This is a genomic window from Longimonas halophila (assembly GCF_002554705.1).
In the GTDB taxonomy this organism is placed as follows: Bacteria; Bacteroidota; Rhodothermia; order Rhodothermales; family Salinibacteraceae; genus Longimonas; species Longimonas halophila.
Window position 1 is genome coordinate 1 of sequence record NZ_PDEP01000003.1, and the last position, 20,302, is coordinate 20,302.

The 20,302-nt window shown below is 59.3% G+C and carries 18 protein-coding genes and 2 tRNA genes; 5 read left to right on the forward strand and 15 right to left on the reverse strand.

Annotated features, from left to right (window positions below; translation table 11 throughout):
- Positions 1-109: 109 nt before the first annotated feature.
- Positions 110-1,279: a hypothetical protein gene (locus CRI93_RS15070; protein ID WP_141491559.1), complete on the reverse strand. Its 1,170-nt coding sequence runs from the start codon at positions 1,277-1,279 to the stop codon at positions 110-112.
- Positions 1,280-1,953: 674 nt separating this feature from the next.
- Positions 1,954-2,610, reverse strand: a complete 657-nt coding sequence (locus CRI93_RS03915) for an RNA polymerase sigma factor (protein ID WP_217992495.1) — start codon at positions 2,608-2,610, stop codon at positions 1,954-1,956.
- 379 nt (positions 2,611-2,989) lie between these two features.
- On the opposite strand from CRI93_RS03915, the gene CRI93_RS03920 reads away from it, so the two are divergent.
- Together CRI93_RS03920 and CRI93_RS03925 are read left to right on the forward strand one after the other, a co-directional pair.
- Entirely contained in the window at positions 2,990-4,066 is a 1,077-nt protein-coding gene (locus tag CRI93_RS03920) for an isoaspartyl peptidase/L-asparaginase family protein (RefSeq protein ID WP_098061315.1), read from the forward strand.
- 37 nt (positions 4,067-4,103) lie between these two features.
- Positions 4,104-4,406: a Smr/MutS family protein gene (locus CRI93_RS03925; protein ID WP_098061316.1), complete on the forward strand. Its 303-nt coding sequence runs from the start codon at positions 4,104-4,106 to the stop codon at positions 4,404-4,406.
- Between the two features lie 110 nt (positions 4,407-4,516).
- Here CRI93_RS03925 and CRI93_RS03930 read toward each other — a convergent pair whose 3' ends face one another.
- The 3 genes from CRI93_RS03930 to CRI93_RS03940 all read right to left on the reverse strand — a co-directional run bounded on the left by CRI93_RS03930 (position 4,517) and on the right by CRI93_RS03940 (position 6,480).
- Positions 4,517-5,041 carry an outer membrane beta-barrel protein gene (locus CRI93_RS03930; RefSeq protein ID WP_176521672.1) on the reverse strand — a complete coding sequence of 175 codons (525 nt, stop codon included), beginning with the start codon at positions 5,039-5,041 and terminating at the stop codon, positions 4,517-4,519.
- Positions 5,042-5,202: 161 nt separating this feature from the next.
- Positions 5,203-5,760 (reverse strand): outer membrane beta-barrel protein, encoded by a 558-nt coding sequence (locus CRI93_RS03935; protein ID WP_098061318.1) that lies wholly within the window; start codon positions 5,758-5,760, stop codon positions 5,203-5,205.
- 210 nt (positions 5,761-5,970) lie between these two features.
- Positions 5,971-6,480, reverse strand: a complete 510-nt coding sequence (locus tag CRI93_RS03940; protein WP_176521673.1) for an outer membrane beta-barrel protein — start codon at positions 6,478-6,480, stop codon at positions 5,971-5,973.
- Positions 6,481-6,693: 213 nt separating this feature from the next.
- On the opposite strand from CRI93_RS03940, the gene CRI93_RS03945 reads away from it, so the two are divergent.
- Positions 6,694-8,238 carry a hypothetical protein gene (locus tag CRI93_RS03945; RefSeq protein ID WP_098061320.1) on the forward strand — a complete coding sequence of 515 codons (1,545 nt, stop codon included), beginning with the start codon at positions 6,694-6,696 and terminating at the stop codon, positions 8,236-8,238.
- A 77-nt stretch (positions 8,239-8,315) separates the two neighbouring features.
- On the opposite strand, the gene CRI93_RS03950 is transcribed toward CRI93_RS03945, so the two are convergent.
- The 3 genes from CRI93_RS03950 to CRI93_RS03960 all read right to left on the reverse strand — a co-directional run bounded on the left by CRI93_RS03950 (position 8,316) and on the right by CRI93_RS03960 (position 11,511).
- Entirely contained in the window at positions 8,316-9,317 is a 1,002-nt protein-coding gene (locus tag CRI93_RS03950; protein WP_098061321.1) for a glycosyltransferase family protein, read from the reverse strand.
- A gap of 69 nt (positions 9,318-9,386) precedes the next feature.
- Positions 9,387-10,040, reverse strand: a complete 654-nt coding sequence (locus tag CRI93_RS03955) for an MlaC/ttg2D family ABC transporter substrate-binding protein (RefSeq protein WP_098061322.1) — start codon at positions 10,038-10,040, stop codon at positions 9,387-9,389.
- A 46-nt stretch (positions 10,041-10,086) separates the two neighbouring features.
- Positions 10,087-11,511 (reverse strand): TolC family protein, encoded by a 1,425-nt coding sequence (locus tag CRI93_RS03960; RefSeq protein ID WP_098061562.1) that lies wholly within the window; start codon positions 11,509-11,511, stop codon positions 10,087-10,089.
- Between the two features lie 208 nt (positions 11,512-11,719).
- Here CRI93_RS03960 and CRI93_RS03965 point away from each other — a divergent pair, with 208 nt between their 5' ends.
- Positions 11,720-12,010 carry a DciA family protein gene (locus CRI93_RS03965; RefSeq protein ID WP_098061563.1) on the forward strand — a complete coding sequence of 97 codons (291 nt, stop codon included), beginning with the start codon at positions 11,720-11,722 and terminating at the stop codon, positions 12,008-12,010.
- A gap of 72 nt (positions 12,011-12,082) precedes the next feature.
- Here the strand turns inward: CRI93_RS03965 and fabF are convergent, their stop codons facing one another.
- The 4 genes from fabF to CRI93_RS03985 all read right to left on the reverse strand — a co-directional run bounded on the left by fabF (position 12,083) and on the right by CRI93_RS03985 (position 17,113).
- Complete coding sequence (fabF, locus tag CRI93_RS03970) at positions 12,083-13,336, reverse strand: beta-ketoacyl-ACP synthase II (protein WP_098061323.1); 1,254 nt, start codon at positions 13,334-13,336, stop codon at positions 12,083-12,085.
- A gap of 141 nt (positions 13,337-13,477) precedes the next feature.
- On the reverse strand, positions 13,478-13,717 hold the full coding sequence (locus tag CRI93_RS03975) for an acyl carrier protein (RefSeq protein WP_098061324.1): 240 nt from the start codon (positions 13,715-13,717) through the stop codon (positions 13,478-13,480).
- Between the two features lie 235 nt (positions 13,718-13,952).
- Entirely contained in the window at positions 13,953-16,067 is a 2,115-nt protein-coding gene (locus CRI93_RS03980) for an alpha-ketoacid dehydrogenase subunit alpha/beta (RefSeq protein ID WP_245850304.1), read from the reverse strand.
- Positions 16,068-16,291: 224 nt separating this feature from the next.
- Entirely contained in the window at positions 16,292-17,113 is an 822-nt protein-coding gene (locus tag CRI93_RS03985; protein ID WP_098061326.1) for a site-specific integrase, read from the reverse strand.
- A 600-nt stretch (positions 17,114-17,713) separates the two neighbouring features.
- On the opposite strand from CRI93_RS03985, the gene CRI93_RS03990 reads away from it, so the two are divergent.
- Positions 17,714-18,778, forward strand: coding sequence for a BamA/TamA family outer membrane protein (locus tag CRI93_RS03990; RefSeq protein ID WP_176521674.1), 1,065 nt, complete (start codon positions 17,714-17,716; stop codon positions 18,776-18,778).
- Between the two features lie 551 nt (positions 18,779-19,329).
- On the opposite strand, the gene CRI93_RS03995 is transcribed toward CRI93_RS03990, so the two are convergent.
- The 3 genes from CRI93_RS03995 to CRI93_RS04005 all read right to left on the reverse strand — a co-directional run bounded on the left by CRI93_RS03995 (position 19,330) and on the right by CRI93_RS04005 (position 20,157).
- Positions 19,330-19,415: transfer RNA gene (locus tag CRI93_RS03995), tRNA-Leu, on the reverse strand.
- A gap of 89 nt (positions 19,416-19,504) precedes the next feature.
- Positions 19,505-19,577, reverse strand: a tRNA-Lys gene (locus CRI93_RS04000).
- Positions 19,578-19,752: 175 nt separating this feature from the next.
- Positions 19,753-20,157, reverse strand: a complete 405-nt coding sequence (locus CRI93_RS04005) for a hypothetical protein (protein ID WP_098061328.1) — start codon at positions 20,155-20,157, stop codon at positions 19,753-19,755.
- Positions 20,158-20,302: the final 145 nt, after the last annotated feature.

A 20,302-nucleotide genomic window follows, 5' to 3' on the forward strand; every position in this document is an offset into this window, starting at 1 on the left:
ACGAACACAAAGACGCGAATGAGCGTAGATTGCCAGTCCATGTCACCAAGGGCTGTTTGTGAGAGCGGCGTTAAGCACCCTCCTCAAACAGCTTGCGGTGATGTGGGTCTCAACTCTGGATTGGCATATGTATTGTAGCAATAGCTCCAGATGGAGGCGCGTTAGAGGTATTGAGAATGCCAGAAGGGAGATATTCCACATCGTCAGACAGTTCGTCGTAGGGCACGAACTCATAACTTCCATCTTCTTCTACAATCCACCCTCCTTGCTCGCGGCGTTCGCTTTGGTCTGCAGCATCAGGATTTGATGCTTCCCACAGTTCTTCCAATATCCCTAATTCATCAAGCGTCTCCATGACCTCAGCATGCGTAGCGTTGTCGAATTCTACTTCCGAGCAAGGGGTAATGTCATCCTCCTCATCGTCACAGTACTCCGGCGGGGCGTCGCTTTCACAGGGGGCGACCGGCTCGCAGTCTGATCCGGGAGGTGGATTGATCTCTGTGCAGTCTGTGTTGTTATCTCCTCCACCCGGTTCATCCCCATCTGAGCCACCGGGACCGCCTGGGTCATCAGGAAAACGATCTCCCCCCGTGGGCGGACTGCCGCCACCACATGGCACGGGTATTTCCTCAACGCCTTCAACTGTGCAGTTTCTGATTGGATCATAAGAAGGTCCCCTACACGTGACAAGGTATTTTATCTGTGTGCACGTTGACTTGGGAATAAGTCCTTGATCCTGAAGCGCTTGTTGGTTTGCATTTTCGAGGCCTGGATACAGAAGCTGCTCTTCAAGCACGCCTTCCGCCTCATCGGTGTCAGGAATGACGCAGGTTGCATACCGAACGCCAACCTCTTCACGCAGTCCGGGACGCGAAACAGCCATGTAGCGCGCAACGGCGCGCGTCTGGCCACCCGCGTCCTCTATAACCTCCTCTGGAAAGTGCAGATACCGGCTATGAAAGGCCACCTCGTCCGAATAGGGGCGCGAGGCCAGGTAGCAGCCGTAGGCGGAGGCGTCGGCATTGCTCTTTGGGGCAGGCTCGCCGGGTGTGAGCAGCTCGGACCCTGTGGGCATCGGTGCCAGCGCCAGCCCCGATGAATCATCGGGCACCGTACGTGCCGTGGGGTCGGCGTCATCTTGTTGCAGATCAACAGACGAGTCGCAGCCTGCAACAAGGAGCAGCCCGCCCAGCAGCAGGAGCGGAATGGGGTGGAGTAAAGACGGTAGAGACGAAGGACGTGGACACGAAGCCGTCGAAGGCCGCAAGGAGAATAGCACAGGTACGAGAGCAGGCAATCCGAAAAGCAGACGAGCACAGCGCAACGGCAGCAAAATAACCGTATGCACCATTGCACCCGATCACGCCTCGTACCGACGGCGATCGTATGGGGCGCATGCCGATAGATACGTCACTCGGCATACGCAGACGGGCAGCTAAAATGCACTTATAGAGTAGCCCCCCCCCGCAGATCTGCAAGGTTAAATTGTAACGAAGTTGTGAGTGGGGTTTATCGCAGACGCCTTCGGTATCGGTAGTATGGATTAACGGGGAGTGTGTACATGTTTAGCGACCTGTAGCCCGGAACGGCATGCGCTCTACGAACATCTCTTCCACACTGGCAGAAGCATACGGCTCACAGGCTGGGAGCGTCACATGAAGTACCGCTTCGGATCCACCCCTCAGTCGCTGCGCGACAGCTCCCCTCTCCAGGGGAGCGGCTTGTGATGGCACGTTTACACTTGTTTCTTCCTACACTAAAACACGTGCACGAGGACCGTTCGCGTCCGTCGAGGCAGCTTGTCGGCTCTGCTCACAATTCTGGTTCATGGGTACCAGCGTAGACGCACCAACAAAAACGCCCCACCGAGAGCCTATCTCGATGGGGCGCGGTCTGGGTGTTGGGGGCGGCAACGCGTGTTGCATCCCCCTGAACCTGTATGGTGTGCGGGCATCAGCTTTCGCCTTCGAAGGGGTAGACGTCCTTCAGGAGCGCTTGCAGCTTGGTTCGTCCACGGTTGATGCGGCTCTTGACCGTGCCCATGGGCAGGCCGGTGATCTCCGCAATCTCGTCGTAGGCCAGCTGCTGGATGTCGCGCAGCACCACCACTTCGCGGAAGGCGGGCGGGATCTCGTTCATCGCCTCCTGAATGTAGTGATCCTGAATCGTGCTCTCCGCGTGCTTATCGGGCGAGAACGACTCGTCCGGGATTTCCATCTCGTACTCTTCGTTGTCCCGGTTCACCGACTGGATGGACTGCATCCGGCGGCGCTTGCGCTTGCGGTATTCGGAGCGCGCCAGGTTTCCGGCAATGGTGTAGAGCCATGTCGAGAACTTCGCAATGCGCCGGTACGAGTGGCGATTGCGGTGCACGCGCAGAAACGTCTCCTGCAACAGGTCTTCGCAGCGCTTCATATCGCCCAGAAAGCGATAGAGGTACTGCATGAGCCGGTCGGAGTACCGCTCCACAAGAATATTGAATGCCTCCACGGTACCGGCCTGAAACTGCGACATGAGATCTTCATCACTCATGTCTTGGAGCGCATCATACCGGTTGAAGGACTTGGTGTCCTTCTTCGTTTTGGTTACGACTTCTTTGTCCTTCGCCATATATCTGCTATCGTTGCTACGTAAACGCCAATGGGCGGCGGGGCGCGTCTGTTCGTATTCCTAAATACGGGCCGAGCCAAACCAAACGCAAATGCAAGTTGTCACGAATACGGCACGCCCTGCCTTGTTCCTCCACACCTGCTTTGTGGACTATGATGTGCAGCAAATTACAGTCCAACATGCGGAAATGGAGCCTGTTTACCGTAAAGAGACGTGAAATTGCCGTTTTTTGCGCCATCCTGTCGGTAGAGCGCCGCATCGGCAGGGGCGCTCGGGGGCGCTGGTGGCGTTTTTCGAACGCATTGCCTACGTTGTCTCTCGTGATTTCCCCACCCGGCTGTTCGCTTTCGCACACGCTCAACGACACCTTTTGTCTATCATGCGGTACATCTCTCTTCCCTCTGTCGGCGTATTGTGGATGCTTGGCACCCTGCTCATTCCGCTCATGGGATGCAACGACAGCGCCCCACCCTCGTCTTCATCGTCGGATTCGTCGTCGGAGCCGCCCATTGCGCTTGCCATTCACGGCGGTGCGGGCACAATCTCGCCCGAGAACATGACCGATGACCAGGAGGCGGCCTATCGCACCGCGCTCAGCGAGGCCCTCGACGCCGGGTACGCAGTCTTGAACGAAGGCGGCTCCAGCCTCGATGCCGTAGAGGCGGCCATCGTGCGCATGGAAGACGACTCGCTCTTCAACGCGGCCCGCGGCGCGGTCTTTACCAACGAGGACCGCGTGGAACTGGACGCCTCGATTATGGACGGCGCGACCCGTAATGCGGGGGCCCTTACGGGTGTAACTACTGTGCGCAACCCCATCCGCCTGGCGCGCACCATCATGACCGAGTCGCCTCATGTCATGATGGCGGGCGCAGGTGCCGAGGCCTTTGCCGATGGCTTCGACCTGGAGCGCGTCGAGAACTCGTACTTCCATACCGATCGGCGGCTGGAGGCTGCGCAGCGCGCCCGCGAGTCAGCCACATCGAGCCTGCGTCTCTCTGAAGACGAGAACCAGAAGCTCGGTACCGTAGGTGCCGTGGCGCTCGACCGCGACGGCAACCTGGCGGCGGGCACCTCCACCGGCGGCATGACCAACAAGCAGTTCGGCCGCGTAGGCGATTCGCCCATCATTGGGGCCGGCACCTACGCTCACAACGCCACCTGCGCAGTGTCGTCAACCGGACACGGCGAGTACTTCATGCGCGGGGTGGTGGCGCACGACATTGCGGCGCGCATGCAGTACGGCGGACAGTCGCTCACGGATGCGGCCAACGCGGTCGTGCACGACATGCTGCCCGACATGGGCGGCAGCGGCGGCGTCATTTCGCTGGATGCGGAGGGCACCGTGGCCATGCCGTTCAACACCTCGGGCATGTACCGGGCCTCGGTCGATGCAAGTGGCGAGCGCGTCGTGCGCATCTATGGCAACGAGGAGGAGGCTGCCTCCACCGAGTAGTTCTCCCTACGCCCCCCTCTGATTACGCCCCTGTTGCATGGATTCGCCGGAGGCCAACGAACCCACTGAGTATCCCATTGATGGCGTGCTCGACTTGCATGTGTTCGATCCGGGCGTGATCGGCGATCTGGTGCCCGACTACCTGCGCGCCTGTCACGCCAAGGGGATCTGCCGCGTGCGCATCATCCACGGTAAAGGCACCGGGCGCTTGCGACAGGGCGTGGTAAAACTGCTTGATGGCGACCCGCTGGTGCTGCGCCATCGCCCGGCCACCGACCGCAGCAGTTGGGGCGCTACGATTGCGTTTTTGGATCCCGAAGCACCGCCTGAGCCTACATAGCGCGGGGTCATGCATCACTTGCTGTACCTGCCTACACAAACAAACGGGCGCCCCTGCGGGAGCAGACGCTCACAACACAGCGTACCGCTCCCAACTGCTCTCGCAGGTCATTACAGTCCAAACAGCAGGCCGCCCCGGATGCCAAATGCATTCAGGTTCTGATCACCGTCCGTGAAGTAGACCGAGTAGCCCAGTTCCACAAACGGCTTTAGCGGCAGCAGGTCGAACTGTGCGCCCGTCACGATATTGATGCCCGCGTCGGTGACTGTATCAGCCGGTCCCTGCGCAAGGAAGGAGAAGCCAAGCCCGACGCCCGTGTACGGCGTAAACACCTGATTGGAGACGCCAAACGGAAAAAGCGCATTGACATTCAGCGTCGAGAAGTTGATGTCGGCCCCGTTTTCGTCGTCCAGGAAGTAGAAGTCGTACGTAGGATTGATAATGAACGGCAGCGCGACCGAGGAGATGCGCACGTCGGCGCCTGCTGCGAAGGTGGTGCTTCCCTCTTCGAGATCGTCGCCAATATCCAGACTAAGGCGTGGGCCTACTGTGAAGCCCACCTGGGCATCGGCTGTCGTTGGAAGCGCGAGCATGCAAAGTAGGGCCAGCGCAGCGGTGCAAAAGACACGAGTCATAACGGAATGTGGCATCTAATGGAAAAAGCATTGTACCTTCGAATATCGCAGCCATCCTGCAAAGGTGCAATGGGCAAACGTATCCGCCTCAACAAAAAACGACGCAGCCCCCTTGAAGGGACTGCGCCGTGCATTGAACAGCTTAGCCGGTGTGCGCCTCTCTACAGGTCAAAGAGCACGCCTCCGCTAAGCCCAAAGAGCGTACCCGAATCCCCTTCCGAGAAGATAATTCCGAGTTCACCCTGCACGAAGGGCCGAAGTCCACTGTTGAGGTTGAACTCGACTCCACCAACCCCGCTCAGGCCAATGTCTGTGCTGCTGCTTTCGGTCTCTATATCGAATCCAAAACCAGTACCGCCCGTGTTGCCTATATTGTTATTTTCGTATGAACTGCTAAAAATCTGTGCACCTGCGCCTGCGTACGGCATAATGACCGAATTTTCGATCTCAAAGTCGACCAGCGCATGGGCTCCTGCTTCCCAGAAGGTGGTGTTTTCAGGCGCAAAGTAAAAGTTGAAGAACGGATTGATGCGTACCGGTGCGTCGCCCAGCCCGATGCGGACATCAGCGCCTATGAATGGGTCTTCGACATCACCAAGTCCGATGCCCGCTTTCGGACCAACAGCTACACTGGTCTGCGCCTGGGCCGCAACGGGAAGCAGCAAAAGTGCGAGAAGGATAAGCGTCCACGTGTACCGTTTCATATCGTTGGGAACCATGTCTGTACGAGGTCTATGATAGCACGCCTTCACGCAAGGAGGCCGTTACAACCCTGCGTAATTGCGTATGCGCTTTAAAAAAGCATTGTACCTTCGAATATCGCAGCCATCCTGCAAAGGTGCAATGGGCGATCGTATCCCCCCAAACAAGAAACGACGCAGTCCCTGTGAGGGAGCTGCGCCGCATGCGTCATGAAAGCGCGTTATCGATTACAGGTCAAATAGCACGCCTCCGCTAAGCCCAAAGAGCGTACCTGAATCCCCTTCCGAGAAGATGATTCCGAGTTCGCCCTGCACGAAGGGGCGGATTCCACTGTCAAGATTGAACTCGACTCCGCCAACTCCACTCAGGCCCAGATCAGTACTGCTGGCACTTCCTCCAAAATCTCCTCCCAACTCAATCGATGTGTTAAGAATCTGAACCCCACCACCTACAAAAGGCGCTATTGGTGAGTCGTCTACGGGAAAGTCAAACAGTCCGTTGACACCTGCCGACCAGTATGTGAAGTTCTCAGGGGCAAAATAATATTCAAACTTCGGGTTGATGCGCACTGGAAAATCTTCAAGCGCTACACGCACATCGGCCCCGACGTACGGATCCTCAATGTCGCCCAAGCCAAACCCGGCCTTCGGACCTATCGACACAGTTGTTTGTGCCTGCGCCGTGGCAGGAATCAGAAAGAGCGCGAGAAGCAGAGCTGTCCAGGATAGTCGTTTCATAACAATGGTTGTTGTCAGTAATTGGAGTACGAGAACCCCGCACAAGGGGGACGTTACAATTATGCGTAATTGCGCTCTCCTTACGGACATTTGCTCGTTTGCCCCTGTCTCTTTGTGTAATCATGCGTATAGACGCGTGATTATGGCACCGGCGGAGGCATCATGTCAAGAACAACGGTGCGCATCTTTTTTCTGGGCCGCTGGATGGTTACTATGCGTTTTCTTTGGGCTGCCGTCGTGCTGATTCTGCTTCCCGTCGCCCCTGCTGTTTCGCAGCCCGCTTCGATTGGTGTGGTGTGGACGCCTACCGGGCCATCGGAGACGCAGGTGCAGGCGCTTCGTACCATGCGCGACGCGGGCTTGCGGCACGTGCGTGCTGCGGCGTGGCCCCGGCCCGAAGCGCTACAGGCGGCTCACACCTTCGGCCTGCAGCTATATATTGACCTTGCCCCTCCTGTTGCCGATCCGTCGGTGCTCCGTGAGCGCCTTGCGCATCCGGCTGTGCGTGGCGTGGGCTGGGCTGGATCGCTTACAACGCGCGGCTGTGCCCGGTGGAACGCGCTCCGCTCAACTCTTCCTCCGTCTTCAATGCGCTACGTGGTAGCTCCTGTGGCTCCAGCAGGGGTCGCCTGCTCCTTCGATGCCTCCACCACGGTACTGGCGGACGTGCGTATGCTGGACCGACCGTTTGCACGCTGGTATCAGTGGCGGGCGGCTCACGCTGGTCCAGTCGGGCTCGCAGCGTTAGGTCCTGCCCGAATGCTAACAGACGGACAAGGCTGGCAGGTGCCGCGCTCTATGCTGGCTCAGGCGCGCACCCTGGAGCACCTGTTGGAGCAAGTACACACGCGCGGCGTCCCGATTGCGTTTACCGCAGCATGGAGCACGACATCTGTACAGGGGCCGCTTCGCTTTCATATAGCGGAGAGCGACTCGCTGCTGCCTCCAGGCAAAGTAGTAGCCGCTTCTACGACGGGCCCGCCCCCGCCCTTTGCCTGGCCAACCGGTTCGGTTTCTACCATAGCGCGCGCGTTTCCAACCAGCACAACACTTGCGATCTGGGGACTTGTACTGGGCCTGATGGGTGTTTTTGTGCGCCTCCCGACGGCGCGCCGTACGGTACTGCGCTACCTGTTTACTCATGGTTTCTACCGGGCCTCGCTACGTGAGGGCCGCGACGCCACGGGCCCCACGCTGGCGGCGCTTGGCCTGCTGGTGGGCGGAGCGCTTTGGAGCGGCGGCCAGGTCCTGGTCGACCGTGCTACCTGGCTACGTCCGATACTGCTCGGACTGGAGGCGCTGCCGCCCTCGCTGCAGTCATGGGTGGACGTGGGCATGACGCACCCAGGCTTTGCTGCTGCAGTTGTAACCCTGGCGCTGGGGGGCGCTCTGCTCTTCTGGACTACAGCCGTTGCTCTTGGCCTGCAAGCCGTGGGCACTCCTGTTTCATGGAGCCAGGTGCTTATGATGGGTCTGCTGCCCTGGTGGGGGGCGCCGCTATGGGCATTCGGAGCTGCTGCTCCTGCCGTTGGAACGGCTCTTCCTTTGGTGCTCTTCGCCATCGCATTCGCTGCAGCAGCATGGTCGGCGCTACGCACGGCGTACGACCTGCACCGCACGATACATCCGCCGCTTAGCATTACGCTTGGGGCAGCCCTGTGCGCTCCGGGAAGCATCTTGCTGTTTGCCGTAGTGGGAATCGCCTACAGCACGGGCGTAGACGGGCGCTGGGTGCTACAGCTTCTGGTCCATGCATAACCCATGGTCAATGCGTGTTGCACAACTGCACATTGCACAACAGGATGTCGCATGCCTTACCTTTCTGCGCTGCATCGCTACTTTGGCGGCGTGGGTGCATGGGCAGAGGCTCCGTCGTTACTCATTGAGGAAGGCGTTGCAGCAACGAGGTCTGCCCAGGACCGCTCGGCAAATGTATGAAATGGCTCTTTTTCATGGAGCCATCCAAAGTGGAGCACAAACGGCGTGATGCGCATCCGGTCGCCCATGCCGGGCAGACGGGAGAGAATTGCGATGAGCAGATCACGGATCGTTTCGTTGGGGATGCCCCGCAGGTCGTGTATGAACGGCAAGGTGTAATAGTCGCACACCACGTGTTCAAAGTCAGGGTCGTAGGTCGTCAGTCCGTCGATAAAGTCGAGCTGGGGCGTGTTGTGGCCCTGCATCCACGAAAAGACGTGCAGGTCGAGCTTGCTCATTGCCATGGCCATGCTCCACTCGCACGATTCTTCGCTGCGCCCCTCGTCGAGGCGGCTGCGGAAGTGCGTGTCGTCGTCTTGACGAAGGAAGTGCCGCGCGGTGGCGCAGAACGTCTCTGTGACGGATCGGTCTTGCGCATACAGCATACCCGCTTGCACGCGGGGCAGATACGAGAGGCCAAAGTCGCTGAGCGTGCGGTCGCGCCGGTTCAACAGAAACTCAACAAGCACGCCGAGCCCCTTGGGGCCTCCGAAGAAAAAATCGGCGCGCATCCGTCCGGTTGCGGTGAAGGGGAATGCCTGCAATTGCTGCCACAACGGATCAGGATTGCGGCACCACACCATATCTGTATCGACAAAGAGGCACCGGTCGTAGGGCATAAACCGGTCGATGTGGTGCTTGAACCCGACAATCGACCGGTGGGCTTCTGGAAGCAGTTCGATGCGGTCGAACAACGTATCCACCCCTGCCTCGGCCAGATAGGCCTTGTGCGACGCCGGGCAGTACAACGCAACCGGGCGCGTGGTGTCATAACGACGCAGGGTCGATACTGAGGCCGCTGCGTGGCGTGCGTAGGCCTCATCTCCGTAACTGTGCAGGACGTATCCTTCTGTGGGCATGAAAGGCAGGGAACAACCGAAGCAACAGCGGGCCCGCTTGCCGCGGGCGTCTCCTGAAGGATAAGCGCCTTATTGCTCGCTGGTTTCTTGCTGGGCGCGGGCCTGGCGTTTCTTGAGGCTATTCATCAGCGTATCGAAGCCACGACGACGCATCACATTCTGGAACGAGCGCGCATACCCCTCGGCGGTGCTCACCTCGTCCAAGATTATGTCCGTGGCCAGCCAGGTGCTGTCTTTGTGGTGCATGACGTAGTCAACGGGCGTGTCACTGCCCTGGTAGCGCGTGGTCGTGCGCACAAACGCGCTGTCGTCTTCAACCTCGATACGGTCGTACGTAACCTGTGAGTTGTAGACCTCCAGGTCGCTCAGCGACTGCTGGCGCACCACATCTTGGAACACGTCTACAAACTCGGTGCGCTGCTCGTCTGAAAGGTCGCTCCAGAACGGCCCCATCGCCTGCTGCCCCATCGCCCGAAAGTCGATGAAGCCGTTGATCAAGGTCATGAGCTCCTGGCGCTGCGCACGGCTGAAGTCGCTCTCGGTGCCGTTCAGGATCGCCTTGATCTCGGCATCGCGCTCTTCAAGCATCGTGCGGATAGCATCGGCCTCCGACGACGCACCTGACTGCGCATGGGCCTGTGTCGCGCTAAACAGGAGTACGACGGCCAATAACGCCATGAGCGAAGCGGTGAATCCAAAACGAGACAGCAGAGAAGGCCACATAGCAACGCGTGGGATTAGGAAAGTCATGTCGATAGGATGCATGCGGCTATGGTTCAATAAGCATGCCGCGTTCCACTTCTTGCGGTAGCGTGCCTGCCGTGCGAAGCAGGCGCAGCACCGCCACATTATAGCGCTGAACGGCCTCGTAGTAGGAGGCGCGGGTTTCGAGATTGGCCTGCACCGCATCCACCAGGTCTTGCGGATCGCCCAGGTCAAGATCAAAGTTGATTTGCTCGGTACGAAGCCACTCGCGCGTGGTGCGCACCGATTCGTCGAGCGACTGCATGCGTTGCTGGGCGATGCGGGCGGTGCGGTAGGCCTCTTCGACTTCCACAGCAATGAGCGTCTCGGCAGCCTCGCGCTGATAGGCCACTTCAGCGCGCTGCGCCTCGGCCTGCTCCACACGAGCCCGTGTCTGGAAGAAGTTCAGATTCTGCTGAATGCCAAATCCAGTGCGCGTGGACTGTCCACGATATGAGTCACCAATAAATGCATTTTCCTGCCGATACCGCCCCGGCGTCGCGCTGATACCGTACGATGCCTGCAGCGCCAGCTTCGGGTAGTAGTCGGAACGGGCCACCTCAACCAGCGCCTCGCGAGCAGCAAGGCCCGCGGTGGCCTGCTCAAACTCGGGACGATGACGGCGTGCATCGGCCTGATACATGGCAAGCGAATCGCCCAGCAGGTTCATGGGCAGCGGACGCAGCGTCTCGGCTTCCACGGCAACAGCGGTGTTCGCGTTGGGCATAACCTGTGCCTGAAGCGCCGCCCGGGCGGTGGCCTGGCGCTCGCGCACCTCGGTGCGGCGACGCTCAAACTCATCTTGCGACAGGTCGAGCTTGAACAGGTCGGCCTGGCTCACCTCGGTGCTGCCTTCGTCGAGCAGCGTCTCGACTTCGTTGCGGGCCTGCCGCAGCAGCGACTCGGCTTCGTCGGTAAGATCACGCAGAGCATTGGCCAGGAGCATGTTCTGATACAGTTCGCCGGCCCGCATTGCCACCTCCAGGCGCTGCCCCTGCACACGGGCGTCCTCGGCCTCGGCCCCGTGTCGCGCAGCATCAATGGTGCCCGAGAGTTCGCCCCAGGTAAGCAGCGGCTGCTGCACAACAGCTTCGACCCGGTTAAACGGGCGCAAGCTCCCAATCTGCCAGTCGTTCTCGACGTCGGGGTTCAGGTAAAGCTCGCTGGTCGGGCGCGTGTTGTTGTCTGGAATGTCAAGGCTCGGCGCAATGGAGTGCGCGGTGCTCAGGGTAAAGTTGGTCGCAAACCGGCTGGCCCGTGCTTCCTGATAGCGCGCGGCGGCTCTGTTGCGCTGGGCGGCCCGCACCTTAATATCAGGGCTGGTTTGCAACGCCTGCATAATCGCATCTTGCAACGATACCGTGGTGGTGTCGGGCGCCGTCTGGGATTGCGCTCCGGCTGGGATGGCGCTAACTGCTCCCCCCACAAGAGCGACTGCCAGAAGTATCATGCACAAACGCACGGTGCCCTGCCACATGCCAGGTGCTGTTCGAGTCGAGACAGGAAAGAAGCAAGACATAAGCTGCGTTAGAAAACCGCATAAGAGAACGTCATCGGTGGGGCCGCCTGCATGGCGCGAAACGTAACACGCCAGAGATGGGTGTTAAGAAGAGCCCCTTCGGGCCACATGCTTATTTTCTTGGATGCTGCTGCCCCTTATGCCAACCGACGATCCTCAGCCGCTGGGCGACATTCTCGGCAACGTACTCGACCGCCTCAACGTAGGCGGCAAGATCGACGAAGCCCGCGTGGTGGAGGCGTGGGCCATGCTCGCAGGCCCACAGATCAACAAGGTCACCGAAAGCGTGTGGATGAAAGGGCCGCGCCTCTTCGTCAAGATTCAGTCGGCAGCGTGGCGTCAAGAGCTCCATCTACAGCGGCAGCAGTGGCGCGACCGCCTCAACGAAGAGCTGGAGCAAGAGCTTATTCAAGAAGTCGTGTTTCGGTAGGATGCGCCGGGAGCTGCTCTCGTACATCCAACTGTCGCATCTCCACTTGCTCAACGGTTGCCCCTGCGCCTGTTACCCTTCAAACGCCCCCAGCACAAGTGAGGTGTTGTGGCCGCCGAACCCAAATGCGTTGTTCAGCACCACGTTAAGCTCGCGCTCTTGCGGCTCGTTGAACGTATAATTGAGATCACAATCTGGGTCGGCCTCCTCAAAGTTGATCGTGGGCGGCACCACGTTGTGCTTCATCGCCTGGATGCAGGCAATGGCTTCAATCGCACCGGCTGCGCCCAGCAAGTGTCCGGTCATGCTCTTGGTCGAGGAAACATTCAGGTCGTAGGCATGGTCGCCAAAGACCTGCTTAATGGCTGAGGTTTCGGCAGCGTCGCCCAGCGGGGTAGATGTACCATGGGCGTTGATGTAGTCGATGTCTTCCGGGTTCATCCCAGCGGTTTCGAGCGCGCGGTTCAGTGCCAGCTTTACGCCGCCGCCTTCCGGATCGGGCGCGGTGAGGTGATGGGCATCGGCAGACATGCCGGTGCCAAGCACTTCTGCATGAATGGTTGCGCCTCGGGCCTGTGCGTGCTCCAGACTTTCCAGAAAGAGCGCCCCTGCGCCCTCGCCCATTACGAACCCGTCGCGGTGCTTGTCGAAGGGACGGCTGGCATGGGCCGGGTCGTCGTTTCGCGTGGAGAGCGCCCGCATGGAGGCAAAACCCGCAATGCCGAGCTTGGTCACGCACGCGTCGGTGCCTCCGCAAACGGCCCCGTCAATGGTGCCGTCTTTGATGAGACGAAAGGCGTCAGAGATGTTGTGGTTGCCGGTGGCACACGCCGATACGACAGCGTGATTGGGGCCGCGGAATCCATGCTGAATCGCGATCTGCCCACTGGCAATATCGGGAATGAGCATCGGGATAAAGAATGGCGAGACGCGCGTTTCACCGCTATTTATGAAGTAGTCGGTCTGCTCATAGAACGTCTGCATTCCGCCAATGCCGCTTCCATAGATCACACCAATGCGATCCTTCAGGTCTTGCGGCATCTCGTCGCTATCGAACCCAGCGTGGCGCACCGCCTCATCAGCGGCAACGAGCGCGTACTGGCAAAACGGGTCCATGCGACGGGCCGATTTGGCATCGAGGTAGTCCTCGGCATCGAAGTCGGGCAGTTCGCAGGCAAAGGTGGTACGCAGCTTTTCGGCATCGAACGACTCGATGGGAGCAGCGCCGCTGGTGCCGTTGAGCGCGGCCTCCCAGAACGCATCAACGGAAAGGCCCAGCGGGGTAAGCGCGCCCATCCCGGTAACAACAACACGGCGAGCAGACATGATAACAACAGCACTTTGAAGCAGATGGTGAACAAGAGGCCCTGCAGCCGAGCCGCAGCGCCCCAGAACAGCAAACCCGGCGCACCAACTCGCGTCTGGGCGAGGGGCGGCCGGGAGGCTGGATACAGCGCCGAAACGACGTTACGCCGCTTTTTCAGAGAGATAGTCAACGGCATCGCCCACCGTCGCAATGTTCTCAGCGTCCTCGTCTGAAATCGTCAGGTCGAACTCCTTTTCGAATTCCATAATCAACTCGACTGTGTCGAGCGAGTCGGCCCCCAGGTCGTTTGTGAACGACGCATCGGTAGTCACATCGGACTCGTCTACGCCCAGCTTTTCGACGATGATGTTCTTAACGGCGGACTCGATATCAGTAGCCATGGGTTAGGGTTGTTTATGCGTTAAATCAGTACGAAATATGTTCCTCGACGGAGGAAGTAACCCGACGCCGCCGCATCGTTACGGGGCGCGTATCGGGGGGAATGACATGCGTAGGCGGCTGTGGGGCCGCTTCCGCGCCTGTCCGCACACTACACGGCGCCCGTGTGCAAATGGTTTCGGTATGCAACCACCGGATGCCGTGAAGGACTGACGTGCGGAAAATGGGAATGACCCGTTAGAATGCAGCCAGTTCGCGGGCGGCCTCAATCACGTCGTCGTCGCTGGGTAGCACTTCACGCTCCAGGCTGTGTGCAAACGGAATTGGGGAGAACGCCCCTGCTACGCGGCGTACCGGTGCATCCAGCTGCTTAAACGCGAGATCGGCGATCTGAGCGCTAACCTCCGCGCCGTAGCCAATGAACTCATGGTCTTCGTAGAGCACGAGCGCACGGTTGGTCTTCGACACCGATTCGAGGATCGTGTCGGTATCGAGCGGGACCATGGTGCGCAGATCAATCACTTCCACGCTAATGCCTTCTTTGGCGAGCTCTCGGGCCGCGTTGTTGGCCTTATGCACCATCATGCCGTAGGTGATGATGCTAAGATCGGTGCCTTCGTGGGCCACACGTGCCTGACCGAACGGAAGCAGATACTCTTCGGGCGGGGTGGGCGTGCGAGCAGCAGCGGCGCGGTAGAGCGCTTTGTGCTCCAAGAACATAACGGGGTCTTCCATCCGCATGGCCGTGGTAAGGAGCCCTTTTGCATCCGCGGCCGTGGAGGGCATCGCGATCTTCAGACCCGGGGTGTGACCAAAGATCGACTCGATGTTCTGCGAGTGGCAGAGTCCGCCATGGATGTATCCGCCGCACGGCACACGAATGACCATGGGGCAGCTCCATGTGTTGTTGGAGCGGTACCGGAACGGCGCCACCTGGTTGCGCAGGTGCTGCATGCCGGGCCAGATGTAGTCGGCAAACTGGATCTCGATGACGGGACGATAGCCACTCGCGGCCCAGCCGACGGCGCTTCCGATGATGGAGGCCTCAGCCAGCGGCGCGTTGAAGCAGCGATCTTCGCCGTACAGGCGCGTCAGGTCTTTTGTCGCGGTAAAGACGCCGCCCTTGTTACCCGCTACGTCTTCGCCGTAGACAACGATCTTCTCGTTACGCGCCATCTCTTCTTTCAGCGCCCGATTGATCGCATCCACCATAACGATGGGATCGGCATCGGAGTCGAGGTCAGATTCGTCGTTGTAGCTAAGGCCAAGATCGCCTTCGAAAAAGACGTGCTCGGTGGCCGTGGCCGGGTCCGGGTCGGGCTGCTCTTGAGCCCACTTTGCAGCGTCTTCGACCTGCTGATGCACATCGTCATGAAGGGCGTCGAGCTCTTCGGATGCGAAAAGGTTCGCTTCGATGAGCGTGTTTCGCATCCGCTCAATAGGATCGATGGCACGGTCGGCCTCCAGCTCGTCGTCGGGGCGATACTTGGTGTGATCGTCAGACGAGGAGTGCGGCAGGAGGCGCACCACATCGGCCACGAGGCACACCGGGCCGCCGCCGTTGCGCATGTGGGTGATGGCGGCTTCGGCGGCGCTGGCCATCTCGAAAAAGTCGGTGCCGTCTACGCGGATGCGGCTGAGCCCGTCGTATCCCGCTGCCAGTTTGTAGGCCGTGCCGCCTGCAGTTTGCTCTTCGACGGGGACCGAGATCGCATACTTGTTGTCCTGCACCATAAACAGAACAGGAGCCTGGGCACGCGTGGCCCAATTAAGCGCCTCGTGGAAGTCGCCCTGCGAGGTGGCGCCATCGCCGCACGACGCGTAGACGAAGGCGTCGTCGCCGCGCTGCTGAATGGCGAGGCCGAACCCAACGGCCGGCATAAACTGCGCCCCCACCGACGAGGATGTCGTCATTACATTCAGGTCGCGCAGCCCGAAGTGCTCCGGCATCTGGCGTCCGCCCGAATGCGGGTCATTGGCTTTGGCGAGGTGGGCGAGGAATGCATCTTCGGGGCGCATGCCCAGCGACAGCGTGATACAGAGGTCGCGGTAGTACATGGCAAACCAGTCGTGGCCCGGCTGCGCGTGGAGCCCGACGGCAGCTTGTGCCGCCTCGTGCCCTGAGGCGCCAATATGAAAGTGTCCTTTGCCCTGCTTGAGAAGCGTCATCATTTTCTCATCGAGGCGCCGCGACAGCATCATGGTGCGCAGCACCTGTCGCAGCGTATCGGGCGAGAAATCGTGCGGGGTACGGGGCTCCAGGTCGAAAGGGGCCTCGTACTGCGGCGTAGAAACCGCGTCGGTGGCGGCATGGGCCGCAGCATCGGCAAGATGCGAGTTCGGATTGGGCATGGGAGAGCGCTGGTTCATTCCTACCAAGTTCGAGCGGATCCGCCGACGGGCCAGGCCGGTCGGGGGCGATGCCGGAAACGATGCCAGGCAGACGTAGTGCGCTGCCTTACAAAGCGCTTCCGATCAATTAAGTATAGGGAGATCTGTACTGGATTCGGGTGAAAAACTGCTTAGAACACCGCTCTCTGCATCCCCCTACACAGGATGTCATACAAAATGTCGGGCTACAAGGCCAAATCGGACGTATCGGTCTGCCCTGTATCGCTATTGCTTGAAGACGACGCAGTGCCCCGTCCTGGCACCTTATCGTTGTCCTCCGCACTATCGTGCTCCGCATCCTCCGAGCGCTCGCCTGGCGTTGCAGTGTTCATCAGGGTTTTCATGACGCGCGTGGCGGCTTCGGTAGCATGCTCCACATCGTCGGGCGAAGGCGACGGCTCGTCGAGCGTCTCCATCGACGTAGTGGGCGCATCAAGCCCGAACAGCAGCGGGTTGTCCTCCTCGGTTTCAGCCCGAATACGATCCAGATGCATGCGCATACCCGACCGCAGGCTCGGCAGCAACTGGATGGTACGCACGCGGTTGCCGGTCCGAATGCGAATGGTGCCGCTGTCCATGTCCACATCGTCGGCTCGCAGCTTTAGTGCCTGCTTCATTTCGATGGAGCAACGCAGTAGCAGGTGTGCAAACAAGCTGCGCGCCGATGTTGGACGCGGAAAGGACTCCACCTCATCGATCTCATCCTGGTCTTCGGCGTGGCGGATGTCGGTCAGGTAGAACATCACGGCGTCGAGCGCCTGGTTGCGCTCGGCCTCCGACAACTGGGCCTGGCTGCCCAAAAAATCCATAAAGGCAGATACGCTGTCCATCCACACTACCGGCAGATCCTGATTTGAACAAAACCGGTGATAACAAATTGTCCACACCCCGTAGATCTCGGCGCGCTGGCGCGGCACGTTGAACTGCGGCGCCAGGCGGCGAATAGTATCCAGCAGGTCAACCTCCTCATTGCGAACGTTGATCGTGGGCTTTTCGGGGTCAGCCATGACGATAGACTTCAGCCAAAGAGGGTGCGGGTGAGCGTGGCGTTCCTGCCATTGCATCTACGTTGCACGAGCCCTACACGGGGGCATGCTTGTACAATACGTCTCCTGCTTAGGTACTTAAGAGTACGCAGGCAGGCAATGGTTCGCACGCAATGGGTTAAATGGGTTATGAGCAATATACAGATTGGAACGGTACGGGCGCAATGCCGCATTTCCGAGTGCTGAACTGACGTAGCCTGTCTCCAGTGTAGCACGCCTCTTGCGCCTCCTACAGCGGACCTTTGCAAACAACTACTTCGTATAGATTCATTAGCTGTTCCGTTACGCTACGGTATGATGCTACTTCATGTAGCCCGCACAGCTAACGGCGCAAACGTTTCCGCTGCATCACTCTTTTGTGTTCTCGTTCTTTTATTCATTGCCTGTTGGACGCAGAGTAGCGCACGCCAGGCACAACAGCCAATGTTGGGTATGATTGGGACTGGAACCAGCACGTTGCGGCCGCGACATCAATGGCTGTTGCTGTGCGCCCTACTTTTCACTCTGCTGCTAAGCAGTATTCTCCCTTGCGGGGTTTATGCCACAGCGCACGACCGCCCCGTGGCCTCGTGGCTGACGGAGCCGCGTGACACAACCGAAACCAGTTTGTGGGACACGATTCCTCTTGCCGGTGCCGATACGGCATCGAACACCAGCTGGTACGCGCTTCCACTCATGTACTACACCCCTGAAACCAGCGTTGGCGGTGGGTTCTCGGCTGGTTACTTCTTTGGTAGCGACCCCGCGCGCATCTCCAGCGTCAAGTCCGACCTGTCTGCCACGCTGAACGGCGAATACGAGGTATCATTCGACTCTGAGTTGTATCTGAACGACGGTCGCTACCGTTTATGGGCTCAGGTCAATGCCGCGCAAACGCCAACCTCCTTTTTTGGGGTAGGCCCTAACAGCAACACCCGTGAATCCTACACGCGACAGATGGTTGATGTGAAGATGCGGGGCGCACGACGCCTTACGCAGGCCTTGCATGTGGGCCTACGCATGCGTGTACGTCGTACCACCATTACATCGGTGGATGACGGGGGCCTGCTTGACCAGAATGCAGTGCCTGGTGCCCGCGGAAGCAGCGTGGTTGGCATTGGCCCTATTCTGTTTGTAGATACCCGCTCACGTACCTACTACCCGCGCCGTGGGCACTACGTCTCGCTGTATGCCCTGACCCATCCGTACGTGCACAACGCCCAGGGCACGTTTACACGGTTTGGGGCAGACATGCGGCGGTTTCTTCCTATGGGCACAGACCAGGTGCTTGCCTTGCAGGCCTATGCCGAGGCCGTTACGGATATGCCACCGTTTGCGCTCCTGCCTAAGCTGGGAGGGTCGGCGCGCATGCGGGGCTATCAGAATGCACGCTTCCGCGACCGCGTGACGGTAAGCGCACAGGCCGAGTGGCGCGCTCCAATATGGTGGCGCATTGATGGGGCCGTGTTTGCCAGCGTGGGCACCATCGCGCCACGCATAGCCGAGCTTGGCCATAGCGGACTGAAACCCGCAGGAGGCATTGGAATGCGGTACAAACTGAACGACTCGGGCGTACGCCTGCGCGCCGACTTTGCCGTTAGCCCCGACGGTACCGGACTATACTTGACGGGCTCCCCTCCGTTTTAGGATAGCACACGTTGTTTGGCCAATCCCCTAACGGATTCACTCCGAACTGACACCTCAAACACTCCTCACACCTCTCAAACCCTAACTTTGTAACGATTGATGTTCTCACGTTATGATCTCTACCGAACGGGGTCATAATGGTGCGTTTCCAGATAGGCCGCACTTTGCGAGCACACACGCATCGCTCATACACACCGTTCGCCTCCGGTTCATTTCTCTAAGCGCCTGGTCTCTGGTGGGAGACCAGGCGCTTTCTTTGTATGGGGCTGCTAAGGATGTGCGTTCTACACGCGGGCAGAAAAGGAGTCAAGTGACCCACACAGCAAAAGGTAGCGGTTCAACGCTACGTGATGGAGGCAATAGGCCAGTAGCCGGAGACGGGGAGCGCCGTCCGGTGTGGACGTCTCCGCATGGCTGACGGGAGCGAATGGGGGACCGTTCACCCCAGAAAAGATTCTTATCAGGGGAGTTATCATTTAACGTCTATCCACTACCCAACAAAAAAAGCGCCTTGAAACCAAAGCTCCAAGGCGCTCTTCGTGCTTGACGTGTGCCCGAGAGAGGACTCGAACCTCCACGGCCTAAAACGGCCACATGGCCCTCAACCATGCGCGTCTACCAATTCCGCCACTCGGGCATTCTAATTTGGATTTTTAGATTTTGGATTGTCGATTCTGTTTCTCAAATCCAAAATCCGCAATCTGAAATCCGCAATCCAAAATGGTGTGACCCCGGCAGGTCTCGAACCTGCGACCCACGGATTAAAAGTCCGTTGCTCTACCAACTGAGCTACGGGGTCGGCGATGTACACGGCACAGGGTCCATGCGCGTTGCCTATTACGATCAGACAACGTAGCACCTACAATGATTCGTTGCAAGAAGATGTGCCCGCTCGTACGCCGAGATTCCTTGAAGCGTTTGTGACCTCTGTGTGCAGGGCGACCTACTGGGCCCCTTGCGCGGCTCATGTGCTGCTACCGATCCCACAGCACATGCATCGGCTCACGCATCACCAACCGCCCTTCCAGAAGCCGGGGGGCGTAGTTCATGAAACCATGTACGGTGTAGATTTCGGGTGGCGTACAGTTGTACAGCCACTTTCCTTGACGTACGCCCGTGCGGTCGTCGGTCGTAAGGAGCAGCGCCACGAGTCCAGTCGTGCCCGTCCCGCGAAAGCAGTCCACGGCCTCGCCATCGCCACCCATGGTGCCAGGAATGTAGCCATAGTCGAGCGGATACACCACGGTGGGATAGTCGGGGTGCGCACTGCGTGCTGGCCGGTCAATGATGAGCCCTCGTGCTGCAATGAGCGCCTCCCATGCCTCCCACCGTACCTGTTTGGCAACCAGCGATGTAAATGCGGTGTGGGGGGCAAGCATAGCAGTGAGATGACAGCACGTTGAGGGATGCGACAGGCAGCAGCTACGCGTGCAACGCAGACCTGCAGCACAGACGTTCCGGCCATTGTGCCGCCTATGATTTTCGATGCGATCATACGCGCGCCTCTTGCGTGTATGGGTCTCG

What these genes read in the sequence shown, in the direction of transcription:
- CRI93_RS03950 (WP_098061321.1), bottom strand. Translation starts at nt 9,317, where the DNA reads ATGCCCACAGAAGGATACGTCCTGCACAGTTACGGAGATGAGGCCTAC.
- CRI93_RS04005 (WP_098061328.1), bottom strand. Translation starts at nt 20,157, where the DNA reads ATGCTTGCCCCCCACACCGCATTTACATCGCTGGTTGCCAAACAGGTA.
- CRI93_RS03915 (WP_217992495.1), bottom strand. Translation starts at nt 2,610, where the DNA reads ATGGCGAAGGACAAAGAAGTCGTAACCAAAACGAAGAAGGACACCAAG.
- CRI93_RS03960 (WP_098061562.1), bottom strand. Translation starts at nt 11,511, where the DNA reads ATGATACTTCTGGCAGTCGCTCTTGTGGGGGGAGCAGTTAGCGCCATC.
- CRI93_RS03925 (WP_098061316.1), top strand. Translation starts at nt 4,104, where the DNA reads ATGGATTCGCCGGAGGCCAACGAACCCACTGAGTATCCCATTGATGGC.
- CRI93_RS03935 (WP_098061318.1), bottom strand. Translation starts at nt 5,760, where the DNA reads ATGGTTCCCAACGATATGAAACGGTACACGTGGACGCTTATCCTTCTC.
- CRI93_RS03985 (WP_098061326.1), bottom strand. Translation starts at nt 17,113, where the DNA reads ATGGCTGACCCCGAAAAGCCCACGATCAACGTTCGCAATGAGGAGGTT.
- CRI93_RS03940 (WP_176521673.1), bottom strand. Translation starts at nt 6,480, where the DNA reads ATGAAACGACTATCCTGGACAGCTCTGCTTCTCGCGCTCTTTCTGATT.
- CRI93_RS03965 (WP_098061563.1), top strand. Translation starts at nt 11,720, where the DNA reads ATGCCAACCGACGATCCTCAGCCGCTGGGCGACATTCTCGGCAACGTA.
- fabF (WP_098061323.1), bottom strand. Translation starts at nt 13,336, where the DNA reads ATGTCTGCTCGCCGTGTTGTTGTTACCGGGATGGGCGCGCTTACCCCG.
- CRI93_RS03975 (WP_098061324.1), bottom strand. Translation starts at nt 13,717, where the DNA reads ATGGCTACTGATATCGAGTCCGCCGTTAAGAACATCATCGTCGAAAAG.
- CRI93_RS03980 (WP_245850304.1), bottom strand. Translation starts at nt 16,067, where the DNA reads ATGCCCAATCCGAACTCGCATCTTGCCGATGCTGCGGCCCATGCCGCC.
- CRI93_RS03930 (WP_176521672.1), bottom strand. Translation starts at nt 5,041, where the DNA reads ATGACTCGTGTCTTTTGCACCGCTGCGCTGGCCCTACTTTGCATGCTC.
- CRI93_RS03955 (WP_098061322.1), bottom strand. Translation starts at nt 10,040, where the DNA reads ATGTGGCCTTCTCTGCTGTCTCGTTTTGGATTCACCGCTTCGCTCATG.
- CRI93_RS03920 (WP_098061315.1), top strand. Translation starts at nt 2,990, where the DNA reads ATGCGGTACATCTCTCTTCCCTCTGTCGGCGTATTGTGGATGCTTGGC.
- CRI93_RS03945 (WP_098061320.1), top strand. Translation starts at nt 6,694, where the DNA reads ATGCGTTTTCTTTGGGCTGCCGTCGTGCTGATTCTGCTTCCCGTCGCC.